Source organism: Eubacterium sp. SB2, from assembly GCF_001244405.1.
Taxonomy (GTDB): domain Bacteria; phylum Bacillota; class Clostridia; order Lachnospirales; family Lachnospiraceae; genus Faecalicatena; species Faecalicatena contortus_B.
In genome coordinates, this window is the sequence record NZ_LN865152.1 from 223,345 (window position 1) to 244,461 (window position 21,117).

15 protein-coding genes are annotated in these 21,117 nt (G+C 45.4%); 5 read left to right on the forward strand and 10 right to left on the reverse strand.

Annotated elements, in window-relative coordinates; translation table 11 throughout:
* Nucleotides 1-8 precede the first annotated feature (8 nt).
* Genes BN1938_RS08575 through BN1938_RS08585 form a run of 3 tightly spaced genes read left to right on the forward strand, consistent with a single transcriptional unit; the run spans nt 9 to nt 3,234 of the window.
* Nucleotides 9-890, forward strand: a complete 882-nt coding sequence (locus BN1938_RS08575; RefSeq protein WP_050640198.1) for a carbohydrate ABC transporter permease — start codon at nt 9-11, stop codon at nt 888-890.
* A gap of 13 nt (nt 891-903) precedes the next feature.
* A complete protein-coding gene (gene gtfA / locus BN1938_RS08580) occupies nt 904-2,364 on the forward strand; it encodes a sucrose phosphorylase (protein ID WP_050640199.1) in 1,461 nt (486 codons plus the stop codon).
* A 30-nt stretch (nt 2,365-2,394) separates the two neighbouring features.
* Nucleotides 2,395-3,234 carry an alpha/beta hydrolase gene (locus BN1938_RS08585; RefSeq protein WP_050640200.1) on the forward strand — a complete coding sequence of 280 codons (840 nt, stop codon included), beginning with the start codon at nt 2,395-2,397 and terminating at the stop codon, nt 3,232-3,234.
* 801 nt (nt 3,235-4,035) lie between these two features.
* Here the strand turns inward: BN1938_RS08585 and BN1938_RS08590 are convergent.
* The 10 genes from BN1938_RS08590 to BN1938_RS08635 all read right to left on the reverse strand — a co-directional run bounded on the left by BN1938_RS08590 (nt 4,036) and on the right by BN1938_RS08635 (nt 17,489).
* Complete coding sequence (locus BN1938_RS08590) at nt 4,036-5,166, reverse strand: DUF362 domain-containing protein (protein ID WP_050640201.1); 1,131 nt, start codon at nt 5,164-5,166, stop codon at nt 4,036-4,038.
* Between the two features lie 203 nt (nt 5,167-5,369).
* Complete coding sequence (locus BN1938_RS08595) at nt 5,370-6,092, reverse strand: hypothetical protein (RefSeq protein ID WP_050640202.1); 723 nt, start codon at nt 6,090-6,092, stop codon at nt 5,370-5,372.
* The gene (locus tag BN1938_RS08600; RefSeq protein WP_050640203.1) at nt 6,089-7,273 is read right to left on the reverse strand and encodes an AAA family ATPase; all 1,185 of its coding nucleotides are present in this window, start codon (nt 7,271-7,273) and stop codon (nt 6,089-6,091) included. Before BN1938_RS08600 ends, BN1938_RS08595 begins: the two co-directional genes overlap by 4 nt.
* Before the next feature lie 231 nt (nt 7,274-7,504).
* The gene (locus BN1938_RS08605) at nt 7,505-9,691 is read right to left on the reverse strand and encodes a serine hydrolase (protein WP_050640204.1); all 2,187 of its coding nucleotides are present in this window, start codon (nt 9,689-9,691) and stop codon (nt 7,505-7,507) included.
* Nucleotides 9,692-9,896: 205 nt separating this feature from the next.
* On the reverse strand, nt 9,897-11,003 hold the full coding sequence (locus tag BN1938_RS08610; protein ID WP_187376293.1) for a carboxylesterase family protein: 1,107 nt from the start codon (nt 11,001-11,003) through the stop codon (nt 9,897-9,899).
* A gap of 91 nt (nt 11,004-11,094) precedes the next feature.
* Nucleotides 11,095-12,594 carry a CE1 family esterase gene (locus tag BN1938_RS08615; RefSeq protein ID WP_050640206.1) on the reverse strand — a complete coding sequence of 500 codons (1,500 nt, stop codon included), beginning with the start codon at nt 12,592-12,594 and terminating at the stop codon, nt 11,095-11,097.
* A 66-nt stretch (nt 12,595-12,660) separates the two neighbouring features.
* Nucleotides 12,661-14,154, reverse strand: a complete 1,494-nt coding sequence (locus tag BN1938_RS08620) for a CE1 family esterase (RefSeq protein ID WP_050640207.1) — start codon at nt 14,152-14,154, stop codon at nt 12,661-12,663.
* 88 nt (nt 14,155-14,242) lie between these two features.
* A complete protein-coding gene (locus tag BN1938_RS08625) occupies nt 14,243-15,760 on the reverse strand; it encodes a stalk domain-containing protein (RefSeq protein WP_050640208.1) in 1,518 nt (505 codons plus the stop codon).
* A 75-nt stretch (nt 15,761-15,835) separates the two neighbouring features.
* Nucleotides 15,836-16,645, reverse strand: coding sequence for an alpha/beta hydrolase (locus tag BN1938_RS08630; protein WP_050640209.1), 810 nt, complete (start codon nt 16,643-16,645; stop codon nt 15,836-15,838).
* A gap of 76 nt (nt 16,646-16,721) precedes the next feature.
* A complete protein-coding gene (locus BN1938_RS08635; protein WP_050640210.1) occupies nt 16,722-17,489 on the reverse strand; it encodes an alpha/beta hydrolase-fold protein in 768 nt (255 codons plus the stop codon).
* Nucleotides 17,490-17,664: 175 nt separating this feature from the next.
* Here BN1938_RS08635 and BN1938_RS08640 point away from each other — a divergent pair, with 175 nt between their 5' ends.
* The gene (locus tag BN1938_RS08640; protein ID WP_050640211.1) at nt 17,665-19,392 is read left to right on the forward strand and encodes a sensor histidine kinase; all 1,728 of its coding nucleotides are present in this window, start codon (nt 17,665-17,667) and stop codon (nt 19,390-19,392) included.
* Between the two features lie 96 nt (nt 19,393-19,488).
* Complete coding sequence (locus BN1938_RS08645; RefSeq protein WP_050640212.1) at nt 19,489-21,054, forward strand: response regulator transcription factor; 1,566 nt, start codon at nt 19,489-19,491, stop codon at nt 21,052-21,054.
* Nucleotides 21,055-21,117 lie beyond the last annotated feature (63 nt).

The window sequence follows — 21,117 nt, forward strand, 5'->3', positions numbered from 1 at the left end:
GAAATTTAATGATTTACAAAAATAAGATTTTTCGTTTTATAATGGGATTCATCATGATTTTATTCGTGTTGGCTTGTATCCTCCCATTCGTATTATTAATATCAAGTTCCTTTACTTCTGAGGTTGCACTTGCCCAAAATGGATATTCCTTTATTCCTTCCGAATTCTCTTTATCCGCTTATAAATACATCTGGAGCGTAAAAGGAGATGTACTCAGGGCTTACGGTATCAGCTTTTTAGTTACAGGCGTGGGCACGGCAGTAAGCGTAGTTATGACGATGCTGTTTGCCTATCCGCTGTCCCGGAAAGACCTTCCCGGAAGAAGAGTCCTTTCCTTCATCATTTTCTTTACCATGCTGTTTAACGGCGGCTTTGTCCCGACCTACTTGATTTATTCACGGATCTTCCATATTACGGATACCATCTGGGCATTGATCGTTCCATATCTGTTAATGAATGCCTTCTTTGTCATTATGGTCCGTACCTACATTAACACAAATGTACCCAATGAGGTAATCGAGGCTGCTACGATTGACGGTTCCGGAGAATTGCATACACTGGTAAAAATTGTCGTTCCCATGTCCAAACCGATCATTGGCACCATTGCTCTGATGACTGCGATTGCATACTGGAACAACTGGACAAACGGCGTATACTTTATTCACACCAAAAGAGAACTTTTCGGCATCCAGAATTACTTGAATTCGGTTCTCAGCAACATCGCCTTCCTGCAGTCACATTCCGACCCAAGCGTAAAGATTACGGAACTCCCCAGTGTCAGCATCCGTATGGCGCTGGCCGTAATTGCACTTTTACCGATCCTTGCCGCTTATCCGTTTTTCCAGAAATCCTTTGCAAAGGGAATCACGGTAGGATCTGTGAAGGGTTAGAGGAGGCCGCCCCATGAAGAAAATAGAAAATAAAATTATGCTCATCACTTATGCCGACAGCATGAGCAAAGACCTAACAGAACTGGATGAAATACTGGACCGGCATTTCAGAGATACCATCGGAGGACTTCATGTACTTCCCTTCTATCCCTCATCCGGAGACCGGGGATTTGCCGTAATCAATTACGATCAGGTGGATCCCGCCTTCGGAACCTGGGACGACATCGACCGGCTGGCCGAACAATATTATATGATGGCGGATTTCATGCTGAATCATGTATCGATCCGTTCCGGAGAATTCCGGGATTATATGGAAAACGGCGATGCTTCTCCCTACAGAGACATGTTTATCCACTGGGAAGAATTCTGGCCCGAAGGGAATCCCACCGAGGGGCAGTACCAGGCTCTGTACCGCAGAAAAGCTGTATATCCATACATTGAATTTACAAGAAAGGACGGGAAAACCGTTCACTTGTGGAACACCTTTTTTGAGGAACAAATTGACATCAATCCCTATGCAAAAGCCACGAAGGATTACTATGCCAGAAATTTAGGCACAATCAGCAGCCATGTCCCCCTGGTCAGATTTGATGCCTTCGCTTATGCCTCCAAGCGTCCCGGGACAAGCTGCTTTTTTGTAGAGCCGGACATATGGAACATTTTGGATATCGGCATGGAGCCGTTAAGGAAAACGCAGACCGAAATGCTGCCTGAAATCCATGAAAATTATCAAATCCAGCTTAAGATGGCCGAGAAGGGCTATTGGGTCTATGACTTTGCTCTTCCAATGCTCTTACTCCACGGGCTGAAAAGCGGAAGAACCGACCGGCTGATCCACTGGCTTAACATTTGCCCGAGAAAGCAGTTTACCACCCTGGATACACACGATGGAATCGGTGTCGTTGATGTCGCTGGTTTACTCACAGAAGAAGAAATTGATTTTGTGAGGGACGATGTGGATGAAATCACGAAGGAAGCAAAGCAGTACATCAAGCTTCCCAGCATGATTACCGCAAAGGACGGCAAGTTTAAAAGCTACCAGCTGGGTTCCACCTACTACTCCGCACTCCGGTGCAGTGATCGTGCATACCTGATTGCAAGAGCCGTACAGTTTTATGCTCCCGGCATTCCCCAGATATATTACGTGGGCCTCCTGGCAGGGGAAAATGATATTGAGAGCATGAAGACGAACCCGGATCCCAGAACCATCAACCGCCACACCTTCTCCAGAGAAGAGCTGGAAGCTGCGGTCCAAAAGCCGGTATGTAAGCGCCTGTATGAACTCATGCGGTTCAGGAACAATTATGAAGCTTTTAACGGAGACATCACAATCGGTGAAGACCGCAGCGACGGTACACTTAAGATAACCTGGAAAAAAGAAAATTATTACACGGCCTTAACGGCTGATTTCAAAGAGCTTACTTATCAGATTGTGTATTATGACGAAGCTTCAAAGCAGGAATGTATCTTATAGTTTTGTAAAATATCAAAGGAGATTACAATTATGTCATTATTGACCTACAATTTTGAAAGCGAATATTTAAACAACAATCACCAGATCACCGTCATTCTGCCGGATAAAAAGCGTGGAATATCCCCCGCAGAGTTTTATGGCAGTGATAAAAAATATAAGGTTCTCTGGCTGCTCCACGGTACATACGGCGACGATACCGACTGGCTCAGAAAAACAAACATTGAGCTGTATGCCGCAGAAAAAGACCTTGTAGTTGTATGCCCTTCCGCCTTAAACTCCAATTATTCAAACTGGCCGAGTGCAATGCTGGGTTACAATATGTATGATTATTTCACAAAAGAACTGATGCCCCTGGTCTATGGCTGGCTACCGGTATCTGATAAAAGGGAAGACAACTTTATTGCAGGCCTTTCCATGGGCGGGCGCGGCACCATTAAGTTTGCAGTAAACTATCCGCAGTTATTTGCCGCTGCCGCTGTGCTCTCTGCAGTCCCCGTTCCATTTGATGAACTAAGGCCCGGGCACCCATGTCTGATTATGGACACTGCAAATCCCAGAATGGTACAGACAATCGAAAATGCAGGAGGTTTCGAGGCTTACGCGAATTCGGAAGAAAATGTATGGGCTCTGATTGATCAACTGGCTCCAACCGGAGATCTCCCCAGGCTGATGTTTGCCTGCGGACACGAAGATGCAATCCTTTACGACAGATATAAGATATTCCGGGAACATTGCAAAGAAATCGGGCTGGATGTCAAATGGTTTGATCTGCCAGGATATAAACATGAATGGCGTTTCTGGGATCTCGCAATACAGGAGGCACTGACGTTCTTTGGGCTGGAAGATACGGACTGCGGGAATCCATTCTAAATCGGGATTTAGTGACGCGCTTTAGTCGCGGTACGGATGGGGACGCTCCATGAAGGGATAGCCGAAAGCCTCCCGGAGAACATCCATGTCCTTTCAAAAACGCGGCCGCGGACCTAAGAAATTCTAGGCGGGAAACAGCCCTGAAAATGGAGCACCACTGCTATCCGGCATCGGGTGTTCTAGAATCACTTAGCAGCATGGGTGCATATCGCAACGGCATATACAGCCCCAGCACCTCCCCGGCCTCCCTGTCATAAAGCGTCCCCATCCGTCGACTAGGCTAAAGCTAGCCGACTAAATCCCGATTTAGATATTGGCTGGAGTGTGTATAGTTACACCGCGAAACAGGCTACTGGCAAAACTTAAAAAGGGTACTTGAAAAAATCAAGTACCCCATGTATAATTTACTTAGAAGTAATCAAAAGACATTTGCGGGTCTGATGATGGCACTTCGGATAATCATGTAATTTATAGTTACAAGCTATCCTCTATTGCGAGTAGAGGATAGCTATTTTTTATTCTGATGGTTATCTATGTAAGCAAGTGCTGCAAAAATCACCAGCACCAATGTCAACACTTCAAGTATATCCATGCTCCATTCCCTCCTTTGTATATTTCCGAAGGAAACCACCAGACTATCCTCTGACTTCTTTTCAATTATACGTAAACATTTTATCATGAAGAAAAGGTAAAAACAATGGTATTAAACTTATATTTTAACTGCCGTAAGACTACGTTTGTAACCGACTGCATTGCCTTTTGAGCTTAAAAAATCAGCTGGCCCGCAGCTCTTCTATCCGTCTATAGCTCAATCAAATCATACTTACGTGTCCCAACCCCGATCTTCTCTGCATGTTCCAGACAGACACGCCACTCGGATTCCGGCGTAGAATTCTTGAAATGGTCATGATGATCCACGAAATCCGGACTTTCCATATTATGCGCAAGCTGGCTCCCGGGAATTGGCGCTGCTTTCAGGCAGGCGTCTGCACACGCCTGGTCCAATGCAAGAGGGTCAAAAGATGTAAACATTCCAATATTCGGCAATATCGCCACATCGTTCTCGCCATGGCAGTCACAGTTCGGTGATACGTCCACCACCAGGGAGATATGGAAGTTCGGCCGCCCATCTACAACCGCTTTCGTATACTCAGCCATCCGGCAGTTCAGTTCACTCACCGCCGAATTATTTGTAAACTCGATTGCATCAAAATTACATGCTCCGATACATCTCCCGCATCCAACGCAATGATCCGTATCCACATGCATCTTCTTCGCAGCCTTATCGAACACCAGTCCATTGTTAGCGCACTGCGCCTGGCAGAAGCCGCATCCTCTGCAGGCTTCTGCATCTATATGAGGTTTTCCGTTATAATGCTGGTCCTTCTTCCCTGCACGAGAGCCGCAACCCATGCCAATATTCTTAATTGTCCCGCCAAACCCTGTCAATTCATGCCCTTTAAAATGCGTCAGGCTGATAAATATATCCGCATCCATGATGGCGCGCCCAATCTTAGCTTCTTTTATGTACTCGCCTCCCCTGACAGGCACATCAACATCATCCGTCCCCTTCAGCCCATCTCCTATCATAATCGGGCACCCGACGGTCATCGGGGTAAATCCGTTTTCCCAGGCACAGTAAAGATGCTCCAGGGCATTTTTGCGACTGCCCGGATACAGAGTATTGCAATCCGTCAGAAAGGGTTTGCCGCCGAATTCTTTTACAACATCCGCCACTGCTTTGGCATAGTTGGGGCGGAGATAACTGATATTGCCCATCTCGCCAAAATGCATCTTAATGGCGACGAATTTCCCCTCCATATCCAGATCTTGAATTCCTGCTTTCTTAATCAGCTTTTTCAACTTCGCAGGCAGACCGTCTCCGAATGCTACTGTGTGAAAATCGGTAAAATATACTTTTGCTTTTTCCATGTCTGTCTTCCTTCCTAAAAATAAAAGTCTCTGTAGTGGGGAATTTTTCCACCTCATAGGTTTATTATATCCTTAGCGTAGGAAAAGGTAAATCAAAAATCAGAATCATAAAGTATTTTATTTCCAAGTATTAGGCCTCCTTATCTGATGGTTGTCTTTTCGCATAATAACAGAGAAAAAGGAAGATCACGAATGTTCTTCCTCTAATTGTACTTCTTAATTCTATTTTCAAACTGTTCTGCACTAGTACATAATCTCTTTACATTTTCCCAATTTCCACACACCTGTTCAACAAATTGCCGATATATACGAAGCCCTTTTTTATGTCCGGGTATCCGAATTCCATGATACTCCTTGCCTTTTGATATCAGCACCGTCCATGGGTCTTCGATCATTTCCACATCCGGCAGCCCTTCATAAGCAGCAGCCACCCAGGCATCAGTGCTATCACATGGGATTACAACACATATCCCCTCCTCATTCCCCAGCCAGCCATATATCAGACCTGTCAGATGATCTATGTATCCCTGTACACTTTCCTCATGTGCCTTGCATGGCAGTTTTACCGGACAGTCATTTTTTTTAATCTGCTCACATTCCAGAGGATTAATTATACCTTGCCAATCGCATTCTACTGTATCACATAAACAATGCACTTCTTTTTCTCTTCGTGCCACATCCCCATCCATTTGAACAATAATCATATCCAACTGGGGAGTAATATCTTTCATAAAGCTTTCCAGAATTGCTGAATGGTCAATACACCATTTCCAAACACCCTTCCAGCCATTCCCATATTCCCCAGTTAGATTATCTTCGGGCTGTAACGCAAGATACTGATTGTTTTCTCCTGTAATGAGATCAACTATCCCTTGTAACAGCACATAATCAGTTGGACCCTCACAGACAATTCCTACATTTTTCATATCAGTTCCGGTACACCTCCAAGTCTGCCATTAATCCAAAGCCTTGACAAAGGCTGTCCTGCTTTTATTAATTCCTCGGACACTTGAATTCTCTTAATCTGTGCATAGCCATTTTTATCTCTGTCCACTGCAAATAAACGGATTTCATCATTTTTCAAATCAAGCCCATCCAAGACAAGTGGGTTATGTGTAGTAAGAAAAACGTGTTTTTTATTCTTAATAGCCTCTTCACAAAATACCTGTGTGATTTTTTTAGCAAGCCGTGGATTTAATGCATGATCAAAACTGTCTATAGCAAAAATGGACGGAGCCTTTGGATGCATGGCAAGGCAAAGCATAAAAAGCACATATAACGCACCCTCACTGGCATCATAGCCCGTAAATTTAGCGGTTTTGTTCATAAAGCGGTCCGTGAATTCTATGACTTGCCTGGTCGTTGGTATATTGGAATTAATGCTTGTCTTTTTGGGAATATCAATTGTAATATCGGATGCCCAGTCTATCATTTCCAACACATCGTCCATATATAAAGAGCCAAAACGTATATCTCCATCTTGTTCTTTCATAATATCCTGCAATGCTTCTGCCAGCCTGCCGCCATTTAAACCTACCGGCACCGTCTGATTCGGATCTGGAATTGTCCCACGCAGTGCCAATGTATTCGGTTGATAAATACCATAGTTTGAAAAATACTTTGCGATATCTCTGCCCTTAACCAATTCAGGATTTTCATCTATTAAAAAGAAGCCTATATAGTTATTTCCCTGGTTTTGAGATGCATTACTCCTTCCCCACTTTTTCTCGCCATTCTGTGAAAAAGATTCTGAATGATATTTCCAGTAATCTGTATCTGTAGGAGTCGTCAAATGAACATCATATTTAAAGATGTCTCCCTTTTCTTCCTCTTCCCATTCAAGTGACAAGGCAACCGTTAATTTTGTTCTTCCAATACTCTTAAAGCGAGACTTATAAAGCGAAGGCGTGCTCAGTCTCACGCCCTTTCTTTGCAAGCTGCTGGCATCTACCCGATCGGTCATAGCCGCGCTTAATAATCCGATGGCCTCCAGTATTGTAGACTTACCGGAACCATTTGCGCCAACAAATACATTCACCTTTCCCGGCTCAAAAGAAGTATTATATAATGATTTGAAGTTACCAAAACTAATCTCTTTTATGTTCATCTTATCGCCCCTTTCTGCGTAAAGTATATCATATACTATAAATTAAATATAGCCATTTCTCACTTATCTATACATATCTAATCCACTGAATTGTTACACATCCAGCTAAATGAAGGGATAGCCCCAAGCCTTCCAAGTGCAAATATGCCGCTTTAGCAGTTCGCAGCGGCATATTTGCACTTGGGAGGCTTGGTGCTGTCCCTTCATTTCGCGCCCCATCCGCCGCCAAAATTAAAGCTTGTCACCTAATATCCCCTCATATGCAAGATCTCTGATTTTTGGATGTATGTCATGATAAGCTTTTGGATACCCAACGACATGCTGTGAATAGAAGATACTGACCTTATTCACCGTATCAACCAGCACATATGCTCCTGCCGCCCCATCCCAGCCAAACTCACCGACCGGTGATTTTGACATTCTGCCATCCACAAGTACTCTTACTCCCAGGCCGTATTCGTATCCGGCCTTGCCGCACACGGCAAAATCCCGGCTCATCTGCCCGGTTGTATATGGCACCGTGAACATCTTTACGGATTCTTCCGAGAGAATTCTGGTCCCATTTGCGCCTTTCCCTCCATTGCACAGTGCGTCGATAAATATACTGTACGCATCCACCGTTCCGGCAAGGCCGGCCCCGCCGCTTTCATAGTTGGCCGTGATCTGAAATCCTTCTGACAAGGAACCGTTATCCGGCACGATCTCATCCGTTCCCAAAACCCCCATATGCAGTGCACAGACCCGGTCTGCCCGGCCCCGGTCCTGGCTCTTATGAAAATAGAGATCCTGTATGCCAAGGGGTTCAAAAATATTTTCTTTTAAGTAGTCTGAGTACCTCCGGCCTGTGATAACTTCGACTACCGCAGCCAAAACATCATGCCCCAGCCCGTATGAATATCTGGCGCCGGGTTCATATACAAGCGGCATCTTCGCGATCTCAGCGATGACTTCTCTTGTGGAAGCCTGATTGCCGCTCTTTTCCCGAACCGCTGTTATTTCTTCTGAATCAGTATCATAGGACAGCCCGGCTGTCATCGTCATAAGGTCTATAATCCGGATGGGATTGTGGGCGTAGTGGCACGGGTCTGCTGACTTCGGCCATCTTATGGGAAACTCAAACTGAAACTCATCTGCTACTTTCATAATCCCGTATTCCGGAAGATACTTTCTTACTTCGTCATACAGCCCCAGGTTCCCCCGTTCGATCTGCTGCATCACGGCTGTCATCGTAATCAGCTTTGTAGCCGAAAAAAATCTGAAAAATGTCTGTTCCGTTATCGGCTTACTCTTTTCATAATCCTCATGTCCCACCATATGGCGGTAAATGACTTCATGGCCTTTTGTAATCTTACAATCCGCTGCCGGAATGCCATATTCTATATTCAATGAATCCATATATTCTGTCAGCTTATCAAAATTCATTTTTTTAAGCTCCCTCTTATATTTTATCGTACTCTTTCTTTCGATCAAGCTTACCGGAAAGACAAAACGCCTGCTGCCTGCCTGTTCCTCAATTTCCTTCATAAGCTGAACCGCCGCAGCCGTTCCCATTTCTGCGATAGGCTGTGCAACAGAGCTTATCTGGAGCAGTCTGGATATTTCCAGACCATCGTAGGAAATGACCGGCATCTGATCCAGTATCCCTGTTTCCTGTACCTCAGGGCTGCAGATAATACTCGAGGCCAGCGCATCGCTGGTTACAAATAATCCATCCATATTCCGGTGCTTCTCAAAACCGCGTAAAAACTCCGCTGCTGCCGCGCCCTCATCATTTCGGTGTTCAGAAGCTAAAATATGCCCCGGTTCTTTCCCCAGTCTTCTGCACTCCTCAAAAAATCCGGTATTCCTGTCGTTCATAGGCATGTATTTTGGAATATGATCTCCAAAGAGGACCGGATGCGAACAGCCTGATTCGATTAATGCCCTGGCCGCCAGCGTTCCTCCCTGATAGTTATCTGACATCACTGTGGAAAAGCCCTCAATCTCCCTGTCTATACTGACGATAGGCATCGTGGTTTTTCCTGCATATATTCCGGTGTCTCCCAGCCTGCTGCAGAGGATAATCCCGTCTACCTTATTGCCCTCCAGCATGGATACCATCTCGATTTCCCGGTCTTCATTCTCATCGGAGCGGCAGAGCATTAACTTATAACCATTCGCATGGCATGTCTCTTCTACCGCTTCGGCCAGTCTGCCAAAGAACTCATACTGAATTGACGGCACAATCAGGCCGATCATATTGCTTTTCTTCTTTTGCAGCGCCCTGGCCATTTCATTTGGAAGGTAATTCAGCTCCTTCATGGACTCATAAACCTTTTTCCGCGTTTTCTCGCTGATCGGCCCTTTATTGTTGATTATTCTCGAAACCGTTGCTATAGAGACATCTGCATGTTTCGCTACATCTTTGATTGTTGGCATCTTGTCAATCCCCTTTTTACCTGATAACCGTTACATATTGTTCTCTGCCGTAACAGTTCAGGCAGGCCTGATCTGTTACTCTCTGCCTCTGATTTCTCGGAGGTTTTTCCACAGTGCTCCTGAACCCGGAGTTTGTTATCCCATTCGTCCTTCTTTTATCCACATTCCTGTTACTATTCACGGCCTATAGGCCGCGCATAGTAACTCATTCCTTTACATGCGAAATCATCCAGTCCAGAATCCCATTTTCATTGTGCAGGGTAAGGATCCAGCTGTTATGATTTTCTGCATCCAGTTCTTTATCGTTGATCCCTTCCGTACTGCCAATTCCGTACTTTTCCAGTTCTTCCGGAAGATACATGGTATACTTCACATCCGTCCTGCCCTCGCCCCAAAGCTTATTGCAGGCATTTAATATGTACGCGTGCCGGCCATGCTGATGATCCATATAAGCCGTTGAGATCCATACGGGCACCTTGGGCCAGTGCAGCAGCTGGGGATAACTCTCCCCATTCATGCTCGGACAGATCGGCAGCGCCGCCGCAAACAAATCCGGGGCAGTGGAAACCGCGTTGATCGTTCCGCCTCCGCCCATGCTCATGCCAATGACATAGACTCTTTTTGCGTCTACTTTTCTTTCCTCTATCATCCGGCGTATGATATCGGTGACCTTTCCCAGATAGTCCCGGTTCCAGCCCCGCTCTCCCTTGAGCGCAAACGGAGTCATTCCCATCTCCACGCGGAATGGGTTGCCTCTTTTTCTCATGACTTCAAAGTTCTCCTGCATGGTCAGGGAACCGGCAGGCGCCTGGGGAGCCATAATATACATATCCGGCCACTTTTCGGCCAGCCTCAGGGCGCCCAGCGTCCCCGTCATCTGGAGCACATTGTCTTCCCCGCATTCCCCCCCGCCATGGAGAAACAGCACCAGGGGTCTTGCCGAGGCCGCCTCCGGTTCATATATCCTGTAGATAACGCCGTTTTCCTTCCTGGCGGTAAATGTATCCAAATCCTTTACGACTACTTCGTCAATATTATCTTTTGTAACCTCTATGTCTTCCCCGCCGATCTTACCGGTGATTCTAAAATCATATCTGTATAAAAACGGGTCAAATGCAACCTCCACGCCGCCCTCGATTTGTTCCGCAGACAGTACTCCTTTGGAAAGTGCCTTTCCGCTCAAATCACAGAAGTGTCTTTCTAAATTAACAGACACGTCACTCATAATTATTTCATTATCGGTGATAAACTTTATGTTGTCAACAGCCTGACCATAATCTCCTATATGCACATATGCAACGATTTTTTTCATATTCATCTCCATTCCGCCGCCTTTAGCCGGCGGCACTTTTCTTGTCTCTTCATTTCACCCTTTTCGTATCAATACTCTAAGCCTATATCCTTTACAAAAGGGCAGAATAATGATCCGGAACCATTTCTCCTTTGAACAGATCCTTTATGATATCCGCCATAAACGCCGACAGATCTGCAAAATGGTCTGTGATGTATGTAACCCCATTACAGCTTGAGACCTGAAGGCTGTAGAAGTATTTTGCAAACCATTCGATGGATACCAGCAGCTCGTTATCCCGGTGCAGCGCCTCACAGTACATACATCTGACCGTATCGTCAATGACGCACCCGATGCTTCCCCTTGCAAACTGCAGCCTTCTGCCGTCTTTCAGGAGCAGGACAACCGATGCCGCATGATCCTCCGCCTCATAGTCTGCCTCAAATACCTCCGCAATAAACGACAGTGGAACGCAAAGATAGGATCCTCTGACAATCTGGCCTCCGTTCAGTCCATGGTACTTCAGTTTATCCCACTGGACCGCTTTGGTCTTCAACTCCATTACCTGGTTTTTAAACCAGGCTTTGTCATATCCACCTGCCACGGCGATCCCGAATTCATCGCCTGTTCTTGGAAGTTTACTTTCCTCATGGGTAATGGTTCCGTCTGGATTCCTCCTGGTTCCGGAGAAAAGATAATCCCAGTACAAAAATGCTTCATCCAGAGTCTGTCCATGGTCCCTGTTCTTAATATCCAGGTAAACCAGGTCTGCCTTGCTGCCCTTATAAAATGCAAAATTATTTTCTCCGATAATCCGGATCTGTGGGATTAGTCCGCAGTCGTTCAGCTTCATCCAGTAGATCCTGTTCATCTTATTGATTGTATATTCATCGTATTCTTTTCCGGGAGGGAGACCATTCTTTTCAGGCCTTGACTGCCAGACTGCAAGATGTCCCGCCCTGTTGATTATCTTCCCGTCCGGGTCGAAGATGTTCCTGAGCTCGCAGGGACCGCCTGACCCCGCCGCTCCTGCCAGAATATCGCCGTACTGCCTTGCAAACTGCCCCGTCATGATATTGCCCATGGACATGCCCTGCATAAAGATTCTGCCCTCATCAATACTGTACTTTTCCTTCATCCTGCCGATCAGCGCAAGAATCATATTCATATCATGATTTTTCTCAATATCCTCGGGAGGCTGCACGATCGGAAGATCCGGTGCTGCTGCAGGATCAAAGTTATCGAATACTCCGTAATTTGCCCACATTCTTTTTTCATGGGCATTAGGGAAAAGACAGATAAATCCTTCCCTGTCCGCCACCAATGTCCATGAGGTATAGACCGCATGGCCCCATCCCGTCATAAGTCCGCCGTGCAGACCGATGATAAGCGGGACCTTTTTGGATGGATCATAGCTCTCCGGAACATATTCATACCAGACATCTTCCACCCCGTCGATGACTGCCTCTTTGAATTCCTGAAGTCTTTTCGGATACACGATCGAATTGTTGCCGTTTTCATTGACAACAATGTCTGTATTTCTTATTTTTTCCGGCAGGTATTCCCGGTTATCATCATCCGGTGTTCCCTGCAGAATTCTGATATCTGCCATTTTGCTTTTCCTTTCACATGGGTTTTGGGGAAATTATAGCTTTTATTTTCCGCTGTCCCCTTTCCTCTAATCAATCACAATCTGCTCTTTCACACCGCGCAGGAGATTGCGGATAAGATCAGCCATATTTACTCCTAATTCTGCGTGATGATCTGTGACATAAAGGACATCACCACATTTTGATGCACACATATTCATGATAAAACGTGCAAACCACTCCAGTGAAATACACAATTCCCCGTCCCGGTGCAGGGCCTCGCAGTACATACATCTGATCTCATTGTCAATCACACATCCGATGCTGCCTCTTGCAAACTGCAGCACTCTTTTATCTTCCAGATACAGATAGGCAATTGCCCCGTCCGCTTCATATTTATATTCCGCCCCAAACGCCTGTGCGATCAAAGAAACCGGAACACAGAGATACTCTCCCCTGACCTTCTGGCCTCCGTTCAGGCCGTGATATTTTAACTTTTGCCATTTTACTGCCGGCGTTTTCATTTCGGCTCTCTGGTTGTTAACCCATGCTGTCCTGCATCCCTCTGCAACAGCTATGGCAAATGCATCGCCTGTCCGCGGAATCCTGGAGCCTTCATCCACAATCGTTCCGTCTGCTTTTCTTCTAAGCCCTGAAAAATAGTAATCCCACACAATCGCCGCCTCATCCAATGTCTGTCCATGGTCTCGGTTCTTAATTTCAAAAAATACCGTGTCTGCCTGATCCCCTTTATAAAAAGCGAAAGCATCCTCGCCAATAATACTGATTTCGGGATCCTGGCGGCAGCCATTTACTTCATTCCAATACACCCTTGTGTATTTATAAATCGTCTGGTCATCGAATTCACACCAGGGCGGACACCCATTTGTCTCCGGGATGGAGGTCCACATTCCCACCGGACCGGCCTCATTTTTTATCTTCCCATCTGCATACAGCAGGCGTGGGTTCGGCGTGCCCCCTCCTGCTCCGGATGCCGCTGTCAGAAGGTTTCCAAAATATCTGGCAAACTGGGAGGTAAACATATTTCCATTGGACATACCCTGCATGAAAATCCGTTCCTCATCAATGTTGTATTTCTCTTTAAGATATTCCAGTAAGGCAAATACCATTTTTATATCCGGATTATTCTCATTATCCGACAGATTTTGTTTGATATCATCGGGCATTTGTTCATCCACCCTACGCTCAACCTCCGTAGCCTCCATGGTCCATAATCTTCTTGTATGGGCATTTGGAAATACCACGATGATATTGTCTCTGTCCGCCACCATTGTCCACGATGTATAGACCGCCTGCCCCCAGCCTGTCATCAGGCCTCCGTGCATGGCCAATACCAGGGGCGTCTTCCTGGACGGATCGTAGCACTCCGGGACATATTCATACCATTCGTCTTCCGTATCATTGCCCATAATTCCATGGAACTCCTGAAGGTTCTTTGGATAGGGTTGTGAATTGTTGCCGTTTTCATTCACAACGATGTCCGTGCCTTTGATCGCTTCCGGCAGATATTCCCTGTTGTCATCATCCGGTATACCGGGCAGTATTTTTATTTTATTCTCCATTTTTCTCCCTCCTGTGGATAATCTGTTACTGCTCACATCCTGCGGGTGTGCACAGCAATAATGATTTAGTTATTTATGGAACGCTGTACTACAGCATTTCTTCGTAATGATCAGGTACAATCGTATCCATCAGTAAATCTTTTATCAGATCCGCCATGTTTGCCGACAGCTTATTGGAATGATCCGTCACATATACCACATCTTCGCAGGCTGACACATGCATATTGCAGATATATTCTGAAAACCACTCCACAGAGACATAAAGCTCCCCGCTTCTGTGCAGTGCCTCGCAGTACATCTGCACCAGGGAATTGTCCATGACACATCCGATGCTTCCCCTTGCAAACTGCAGTTTCTTTCCGTCTGACATCGTCATTCCTGCCGTCAGATTATCTTCTTTATATGCAAGTTCAGCGCCGAAAGCCTCTGCCAGAAATGATAGGGGAACCATGACATATTCCCCTCTGATTTTCTGTCCGCCTTCCAGTCCATGATATTTCATTTTCTTCCATTTCAGCGCCGGGCCGGGCATCTCCTGAATACGGTTTTGAAACCACACCTTCGAACTGCCGGGTGTAACAGAAAAAGCAAAAGCATCGCCGCGCCTCTCTCTGACAGGCTGCGTACAAACAATGGAACCGTCTTTTTCTCTTCTGATTCCGGAAAAGAAGTAATCCCATATCAGCGCCGCATCATCAAATGTCTGCCCATGATCCCGGTTTTTAATGTCATAATATACCACGTCTGCGCGCTTTCCTTTATAAAATGCCAGGTTATTTTCTCCCTGGATTGTAATCTCCGGAATCAGGCTGCTTTCATTAATCCGCATCCAGTACAGCCGGTTGTATTTATGTACTTTTTTCTCAATCTCCCTTCCGGGGGGAATTGCATTGAGTTCCGGCCTGGACTGCCAAACCGCAAGCGGACCGCCCTGGTTGAGAATCTTCCCGTCCTTATGATAAAGAAGGGACAAAAATGCCGCTGCTCCCGAACCGGCGGCCCCAGCCAGAAGATTCCCAAAATGTCTTGCAAACAGCCCCGTCATCATATTTCCCATGGACATTCCCTGCATAAAAATTCTGCCCTCATCGATGTGATAGGTCTTCTTCATCAGCTCTATGAGCCCTTTCGCAAGCTTAATGTCATGGTTTTCTGCTACATCTTCGGGACAGGACAGCACCCCCTGGGGTTCCCCTTCCATTGATCCCGGCGTGCGTTTTTCGGGGTCAATTTCCCATGTTCCCCACTGGACCTGCCAGAACCTGTTATAACTTGCATTCGGGAAAACGACGATAAATCCGTCCCTGTCGGCAGCCATTGTCCACGAGGTATAGACGGCCTGCCCCCAGCCGGTCATCATGCCGCCGTGCATGGACATGACCAAAGGTGTCTTTTCCAGTGGGTTGTAGCTGTCCGGCACATAGACATACCACTCGTCTTCGATCCCGTCCGCTATCACGCCATGAAATTCCCTGAGGTTTTTGGGATACGGCTGCGAGTTGTTTCCGTTCTCGTTCACCACAATATCCGTACCCTTCAGTTTCTCCGGAAGGTACTCTCTGTTGTTATCATCCGGCGTTCCCGGTCTTAAATACATCTCTCCCATATTCTCCTCCTTATGAACAGTTCTTTAATCAGATCATTAAATTGCACACAGGTACAAACTGTTCCTCTCCTTATCCTATTCCGCATCCCGCTGAAAAGTCTCCCTGATATCCAGCCAGTCCAGGAACTTTTTGACATGGCGGTTGCAGTATTCCCAATTATGCGCCCCATGGTCAATCGTCCTCTCGAATCTCAGCCCCATTGCCTCATATTTATCCATAAATGCTACGTTGTCTTCATAGTGCGTATCCTCTACCCCCGTAGCCATGTATCCCCTGGGGAGTTTTTTCCCTGCATCCAGCTGTTTCTTAAGCATATAGACTACATCGTCTTCTGTCCCCAGTGTATTGGCAGCATCCCCGAAGGCCGAGGCAAACATATAAAAATCGTCTTCCCTGTCCTCCTTTTCCGGAAGGATTTCCGGTACATTTTTAATTCCTGAAAACAGACCGAATGCAGCAAACTTTTCCGGATCCCGCAGCATCCATTTGAGAGAACCATAACCGCCCATGGAAAATCCTGCTATATAGTTTTCCTTCGGATCCTCGGACAGGGGAAATAAATGTCTTACCACTCTCGGTGTTTCAATGGAAAGCTGTGTAAAATACTTGAAATCCCCATGTTTTGTATCCATATAACCTGAACAGTATGTGCCGCTGCATACCACTGCGACTCCTGCCTCCGCCGCATATAATTCCAGAGCCGTGTATCTCTGCCAGTCCGTATAGTCAAAGCCGCCGCCTGACTGAAGCCACAGCACCGGATAACGGTATCCCTTCGGCCTGTCTGCCAGGGAATGCCCCCATGTATTTTCCGGGATAATTACGTTCACTCCCACCGTCATACGCAGCGCCTCCGAAAAATAATGCAATCTGAAATTCGCCATTTTCTTTTCCTCCTACTCCAATATGTTTATGGCTTCTATGTCCGAGCCGTTCAGGACACGATCCATTTTTTTCATTTTATCTGCCGCATAACCATGCTATGGCCTTTTTCAATACCATTGGTTCACTGAAATCCATGATTTCCCCTTCTGTTTCCACCAGAACCGCCTGTTCCTTTAAGGATTCTGCCAGGCGTTTTCTCTCTGCCGCATATTTAGAAGTTTTGGTTCCTGTTATGTAAAACGCCCCTGCCCGGCACTTCTTCGCAAGCGCATACACATCATTCCCGCTTTCAGATATTTTTGTAATATCGCCGAACACGGCCCTGAGTGATTCCTCATTGTGGAAGATACCTGTCGGTTCCCCGTTCATTGCCAGCCTGCAGATGTGATCCATATCAAAGATCCCGTCCATAGCAATGCATTTTGTAAATATATCCGGATGCTTAAGCGCAGCTTTTATCGCTCCGTAAGCGCCTGTCCCGGTTCCTCCGATCCAGTTTAACGCCGGATCTTCTGAAATAGGCAGATTATTTCTGCAGATCCCCGGCAGCTCTGATGCAAGAAATTCTTCGTATTTGGGGCCGTAATCCATGTTCGTACAAATGGAATGCTGTGCGTCTGGCGCAATGATAAAGATACCGTATTCTGCTGCGCAATTCTCGGCCATCGTCCTGTTCCAGTCCAGCGACGTCCCTCCCTCGCTATGAAGAAGCCATAATACCGGGTACTTTTTTTCGTGTTTTTCATCATCCAGGTCTAACATGTTCATTTCCGGCAGATAGATCTTCGCGCTGAATGATCCGCACAAAATCGTTGATAAAGCATTGAGTTCTAAATAAGCCATCAGTTCTTCTCCTCCTCTTGTTTTCTTCTTATATCTTCTCATTGCAGATTAAAAATGTCAAACGTTTACATTTTCGATTTTCCGGCTTGTTTTATCGATTTCTTGACTTGCACTTTCGGTTTTGTTACTATGAAATCAGTTCTATTTTTATAAACGTTTAACCTGGGGGGATTCCATGAAATTTTTAAAACAAAAGAGGCCTTATTCTATTAAGAAATTTTTATATAGATACTTTCTGTTATTGTTTCTGTGCACTTCCGCAGTGCTGATCTTTTACTGCGTCGTTTTTATGAAATCTTACTCAGACCAAATGTCCTCCAATGCAGCTGCCAGGATCGACTACTATTCCAGTTCCCTGGAAACTGAAATGAAAAAATGCACCTCCTTTGAACAGAAGTTATGTTACTCGGACAGTTCATTTCAATTATTAACCATAAAAAATTTAAAGGATACCGATAAGGTTATCCTCCACTATAATGTCACCGAGATGCTGAAACGGCAGGTCGCTCCCTATGAATGTATCTTCATTTTCGATCAGGACAGACGGGTATCCACCTATGCGGCAGGGGAATCCTTTTCCGCTGATGAGAAACAATATATTTATCAGCTGAAGGATCATTTAAGAGAATATTGGTTAGATGAAAACCAGACAAGTTATAATAAATGGATCGTTTTCCAGGATGCGCACAACTCTGTTTTGATGAAGGCCCTAAAAGTCAGAGATGTATATGTATGTACCACGATTGATCTGGAAAATTTTGACCTTCTGACGTATAATGAATCAGAGGACAATCCGGTTCAATTCGGTTTTTTTAATAATACCGAAATTCTTACAAACCAGATAAGTGTCACTGAGGCAGGAATGGATTTGACAAATCTGGCGTATCCTAAAAACCCGTTTTTTTCTAATTATTACATAATGACTACACCCATAGAGGAAACCGACATCAGCATGTTTTGTCTGGTCTATTCCGACTATATGGGGGATTTTGCCAAGGTATCCATTCTCGTATTCGTCCTGGCAGCGTTCGTGACCTGTATTATTATCGTTTATACATTTTATTCCTTTCATAAAATACTGCTGTACCCATTGGATCAGATCAATGCAGCAACAAAACATTTAGAACAGAACGATCCGGCCTCATTTTTATCCGACAGCCACAGCAATATCATCGAATACCAGAATATTAATAACGCGCTGTCGAACCTGATCGAACAAAAGATAACTTTAACCAATGAGAAACAGGCGGAAGCCTTTGAAAAAGACCATGCGCGCCTGCAGTATTACCAAATGCAGACCCGCTCGCATTTTTTTATCAACTGTCTGAAAAGCTTATACAATATGCTGGAAAGCAAAGAATACGAAAAAATGCAGCGGATGATCATCGCTTTCTCAAATCATCTCCGCTACATTTTCCATGACAACTTAAAACTTGTCACTTTACAGTCTGAACTGGCGGAGGTAAACGACTATTATAATATCATTTTGCTGGACCGGGTCAGTCCGTTTATCCTGAATACACAGGTTGACGAAACATTGCTTCCTTACCGGGTGCCGTCGCTGATCATTCAGACGTTTCTGGAGAACACCGCCAAATACAACAGGGAATCCGGCAGCCTGCTCATCTTCGACATAAAGATAGAACGCGCTGAGCTGAACGGGAAGCCGGTTATGCAGATTATGCTGAGCGACAACGGAACCGGATATGACCAGGAGACACTTGACCGGCTCAACAGCTCGGAAAATGATTTGTTTGCCAGAAAGCACGTGGGAATTTCGAATTTGAAGCGCAGAATTGCTCTCATTTATAAAACAGATTATCAGTTTGCTTTCTATAATAAACCTGCCGGGGGCGCTTGCGGATTACTTTATCTGCCGCTCATAGAGGCGCCGCAGCTTTAGGTATCAGTCGGCGGCGGACATCTGTAATTGCCAGGCATGCTCTGGCCCGGACACTCAAAGTTTCTGAGTGTCCTCACTCATACAAAGGGGGAAATCATGAATCTTTTAATTGTGGACGACCAGATCTCCGTACTGGATGGAATCCTTAAGGGGGTGGATTTTGTATCCCTTAAGATCGAAAACGTTTATACAGCAACCAATGTTTCAGACGCAAAAGATATCATCAAATCCAATGATATACAAATCCTCTTGTCGGATATTGAGATGCCGGGGGAAAACGGCCTTTCATTAAATCGATGGATCGCCGAGAATTATCCGGTTATTGTCAGAATCCTCCTGACTTCCCATGCATCTTTCGATTACGTAAAAGAAAGCATGAAACTCGGATGTTTTGACTATATTGTGCAGCCGGCCCCCTACCACGAGATTGAAGATGTTCTTATGAGAGCCGTCTCCAAAATTCTCACCCGGCAGCAGCTCTCTGATTACTATAATTTCGAGGTGCTCAGCAATATCGTCCTGAATTTATTTTCTTCCAATCCGTCAAACAAGGAGCAGTCGCTGGTTTCCTTGAACAAGATGGGGTATATGATAAAAGATGAATCGAATGTGCAGGCCATTATTATTGATATTTATTCCTACACCGATTCTGTGGAACAGTCGCTTTCCGACTCCTCAATCTCGGTCATTCTGATGGAGCATGCACTTAAAAACTTTGCCAGGCCTGACATTTACCCCCTAATCTGTCTGAACCGGTATAAGCAGTTTGTTCTACTTATGTACTGTAACGGAGATTCTCTCACCACTCTTGCACCCGATATGTACAGCTCCTATTATGAGGATATCTGCGGCAAGATCCGCTCCGAATTGGCCTGTTACGTTACACCCCGCAGCCAGGTGGCTGCGATTAGAGATATCATATTGCCCGGGCATCAGCGGGCAGTCAATAATGTCTCCCGAAAACCGGGCCTGTATTTTTCTGACGAAGCTATGCCCGCCCCTGAAAGTACGAGCCTTTCGGAAAATGTAGTACGGTGGGAACGCCTTTTGGAGAATAATCAGTTTATATTTCTGGAAGACAATATTGAGTCCTTTTTAGATTACAATACCTCCCTGAACAGATTCAACCTGGAGACGCTTTCGGAATTCCACCAGGAATTAACCAAGCTCTTCTTTATCTATTCCTATAAACGGAAAATTGATATCATGAGCCTGTTTTCCGAGGAATACAGCTACAACGATTATATGAGCTGTTTTAAAGATATCCGGTCGCTGAAGACGGGAATCAGTTTCCTTATCACCGCCATATCAAACGCATCCTGTGAGGATGACTCTAAAGATACCGTCCAGCGCGCCATTGATTACATCCTGGAAAATCTTTCTAAAGATATATCGGTGAAGGATGTGGCCGACTATGTTTGTTTCAGTCCGGAATATTTTTCAAAATTGTTTAAGAAAGAAACCGGCGAAAATGTAAAGAATTATATTCTGCGGATAAAAGTGGATGCCGCAAAAGACCTGCTGAGGAATCCCAATATTCCTGTCAGTATGGTTGCCGCAGAACTGGGATACAGCAATTTTTCCCATTTTACACAGATGTTTAAAAAGCATGAGAATATGACCCCAAGCGAATACAGAAAACAGTTTTTAAAACATAATTAGTATGGAGCAATGGAAACGAAGGACAAAAATGGTAGCAGTTCAGGCCCGCCCGCACTGTTACCC

Excerpts from the sequence above, each read along its gene's own strand:
- BN1938_RS08575 (WP_050640198.1), top strand. The coding sequence starts at position 9 with ATGATTTACAAAAATAAGATTTTTCGTTTTATAATGGGATTCATCATG.
- gtfA (WP_050640199.1), top strand. The coding sequence starts at position 904 with ATGAAGAAAATAGAAAATAAAATTATGCTCATCACTTATGCCGACAGC.
- BN1938_RS08585 (WP_050640200.1), top strand. The coding sequence starts at position 2,395 with ATGTCATTATTGACCTACAATTTTGAAAGCGAATATTTAAACAACAAT.
- BN1938_RS08590 (WP_050640201.1), bottom strand. The coding sequence starts at position 5,166 with ATGGAAAAAGCAAAAGTATATTTTACCGATTTTCACACAGTAGCATTC.
- BN1938_RS08595 (WP_050640202.1), bottom strand. The coding sequence starts at position 6,092 with ATGAAAAATGTAGGAATTGTCTGTGAGGGTCCAACTGATTATGTGCTG.
- BN1938_RS08600 (WP_050640203.1), bottom strand. The coding sequence starts at position 7,273 with ATGAACATAAAAGAGATTAGTTTTGGTAACTTCAAATCATTATATAAT.
- BN1938_RS08605 (WP_050640204.1), bottom strand. The coding sequence starts at position 9,691 with ATGCCAACAATCAAAGATGTAGCGAAACATGCAGATGTCTCTATAGCA.
- BN1938_RS08610 (WP_187376293.1), bottom strand. The coding sequence starts at position 11,003 with ATGAAAAAAATCGTTGCATATGTGCATATAGGAGATTATGGTCAGGCT.
- BN1938_RS08615 (WP_050640206.1), bottom strand. The coding sequence starts at position 12,594 with ATGGCAGATATCAGAATTCTGCAGGGAACACCGGATGATGATAACCGG.
- BN1938_RS08620 (WP_050640207.1), bottom strand. The coding sequence starts at position 14,154 with ATGGAGAATAAAATAAAAATACTGCCCGGTATACCGGATGATGACAAC.
- BN1938_RS08625 (WP_050640208.1), bottom strand. The coding sequence starts at position 15,760 with ATGGGAGAGATGTATTTAAGACCGGGAACGCCGGATGATAACAACAGA.
- BN1938_RS08630 (WP_050640209.1), bottom strand. The coding sequence starts at position 16,645 with ATGGCGAATTTCAGATTGCATTATTTTTCGGAGGCGCTGCGTATGACG.
- BN1938_RS08635 (WP_050640210.1), bottom strand. The coding sequence starts at position 17,489 with ATGGCTTATTTAGAACTCAATGCTTTATCAACGATTTTGTGCGGATCA.
- BN1938_RS08640 (WP_050640211.1), top strand. The coding sequence starts at position 17,665 with ATGAAATTTTTAAAACAAAAGAGGCCTTATTCTATTAAGAAATTTTTA.
- BN1938_RS08645 (WP_050640212.1), top strand. The coding sequence starts at position 19,489 with ATGAATCTTTTAATTGTGGACGACCAGATCTCCGTACTGGATGGAATC.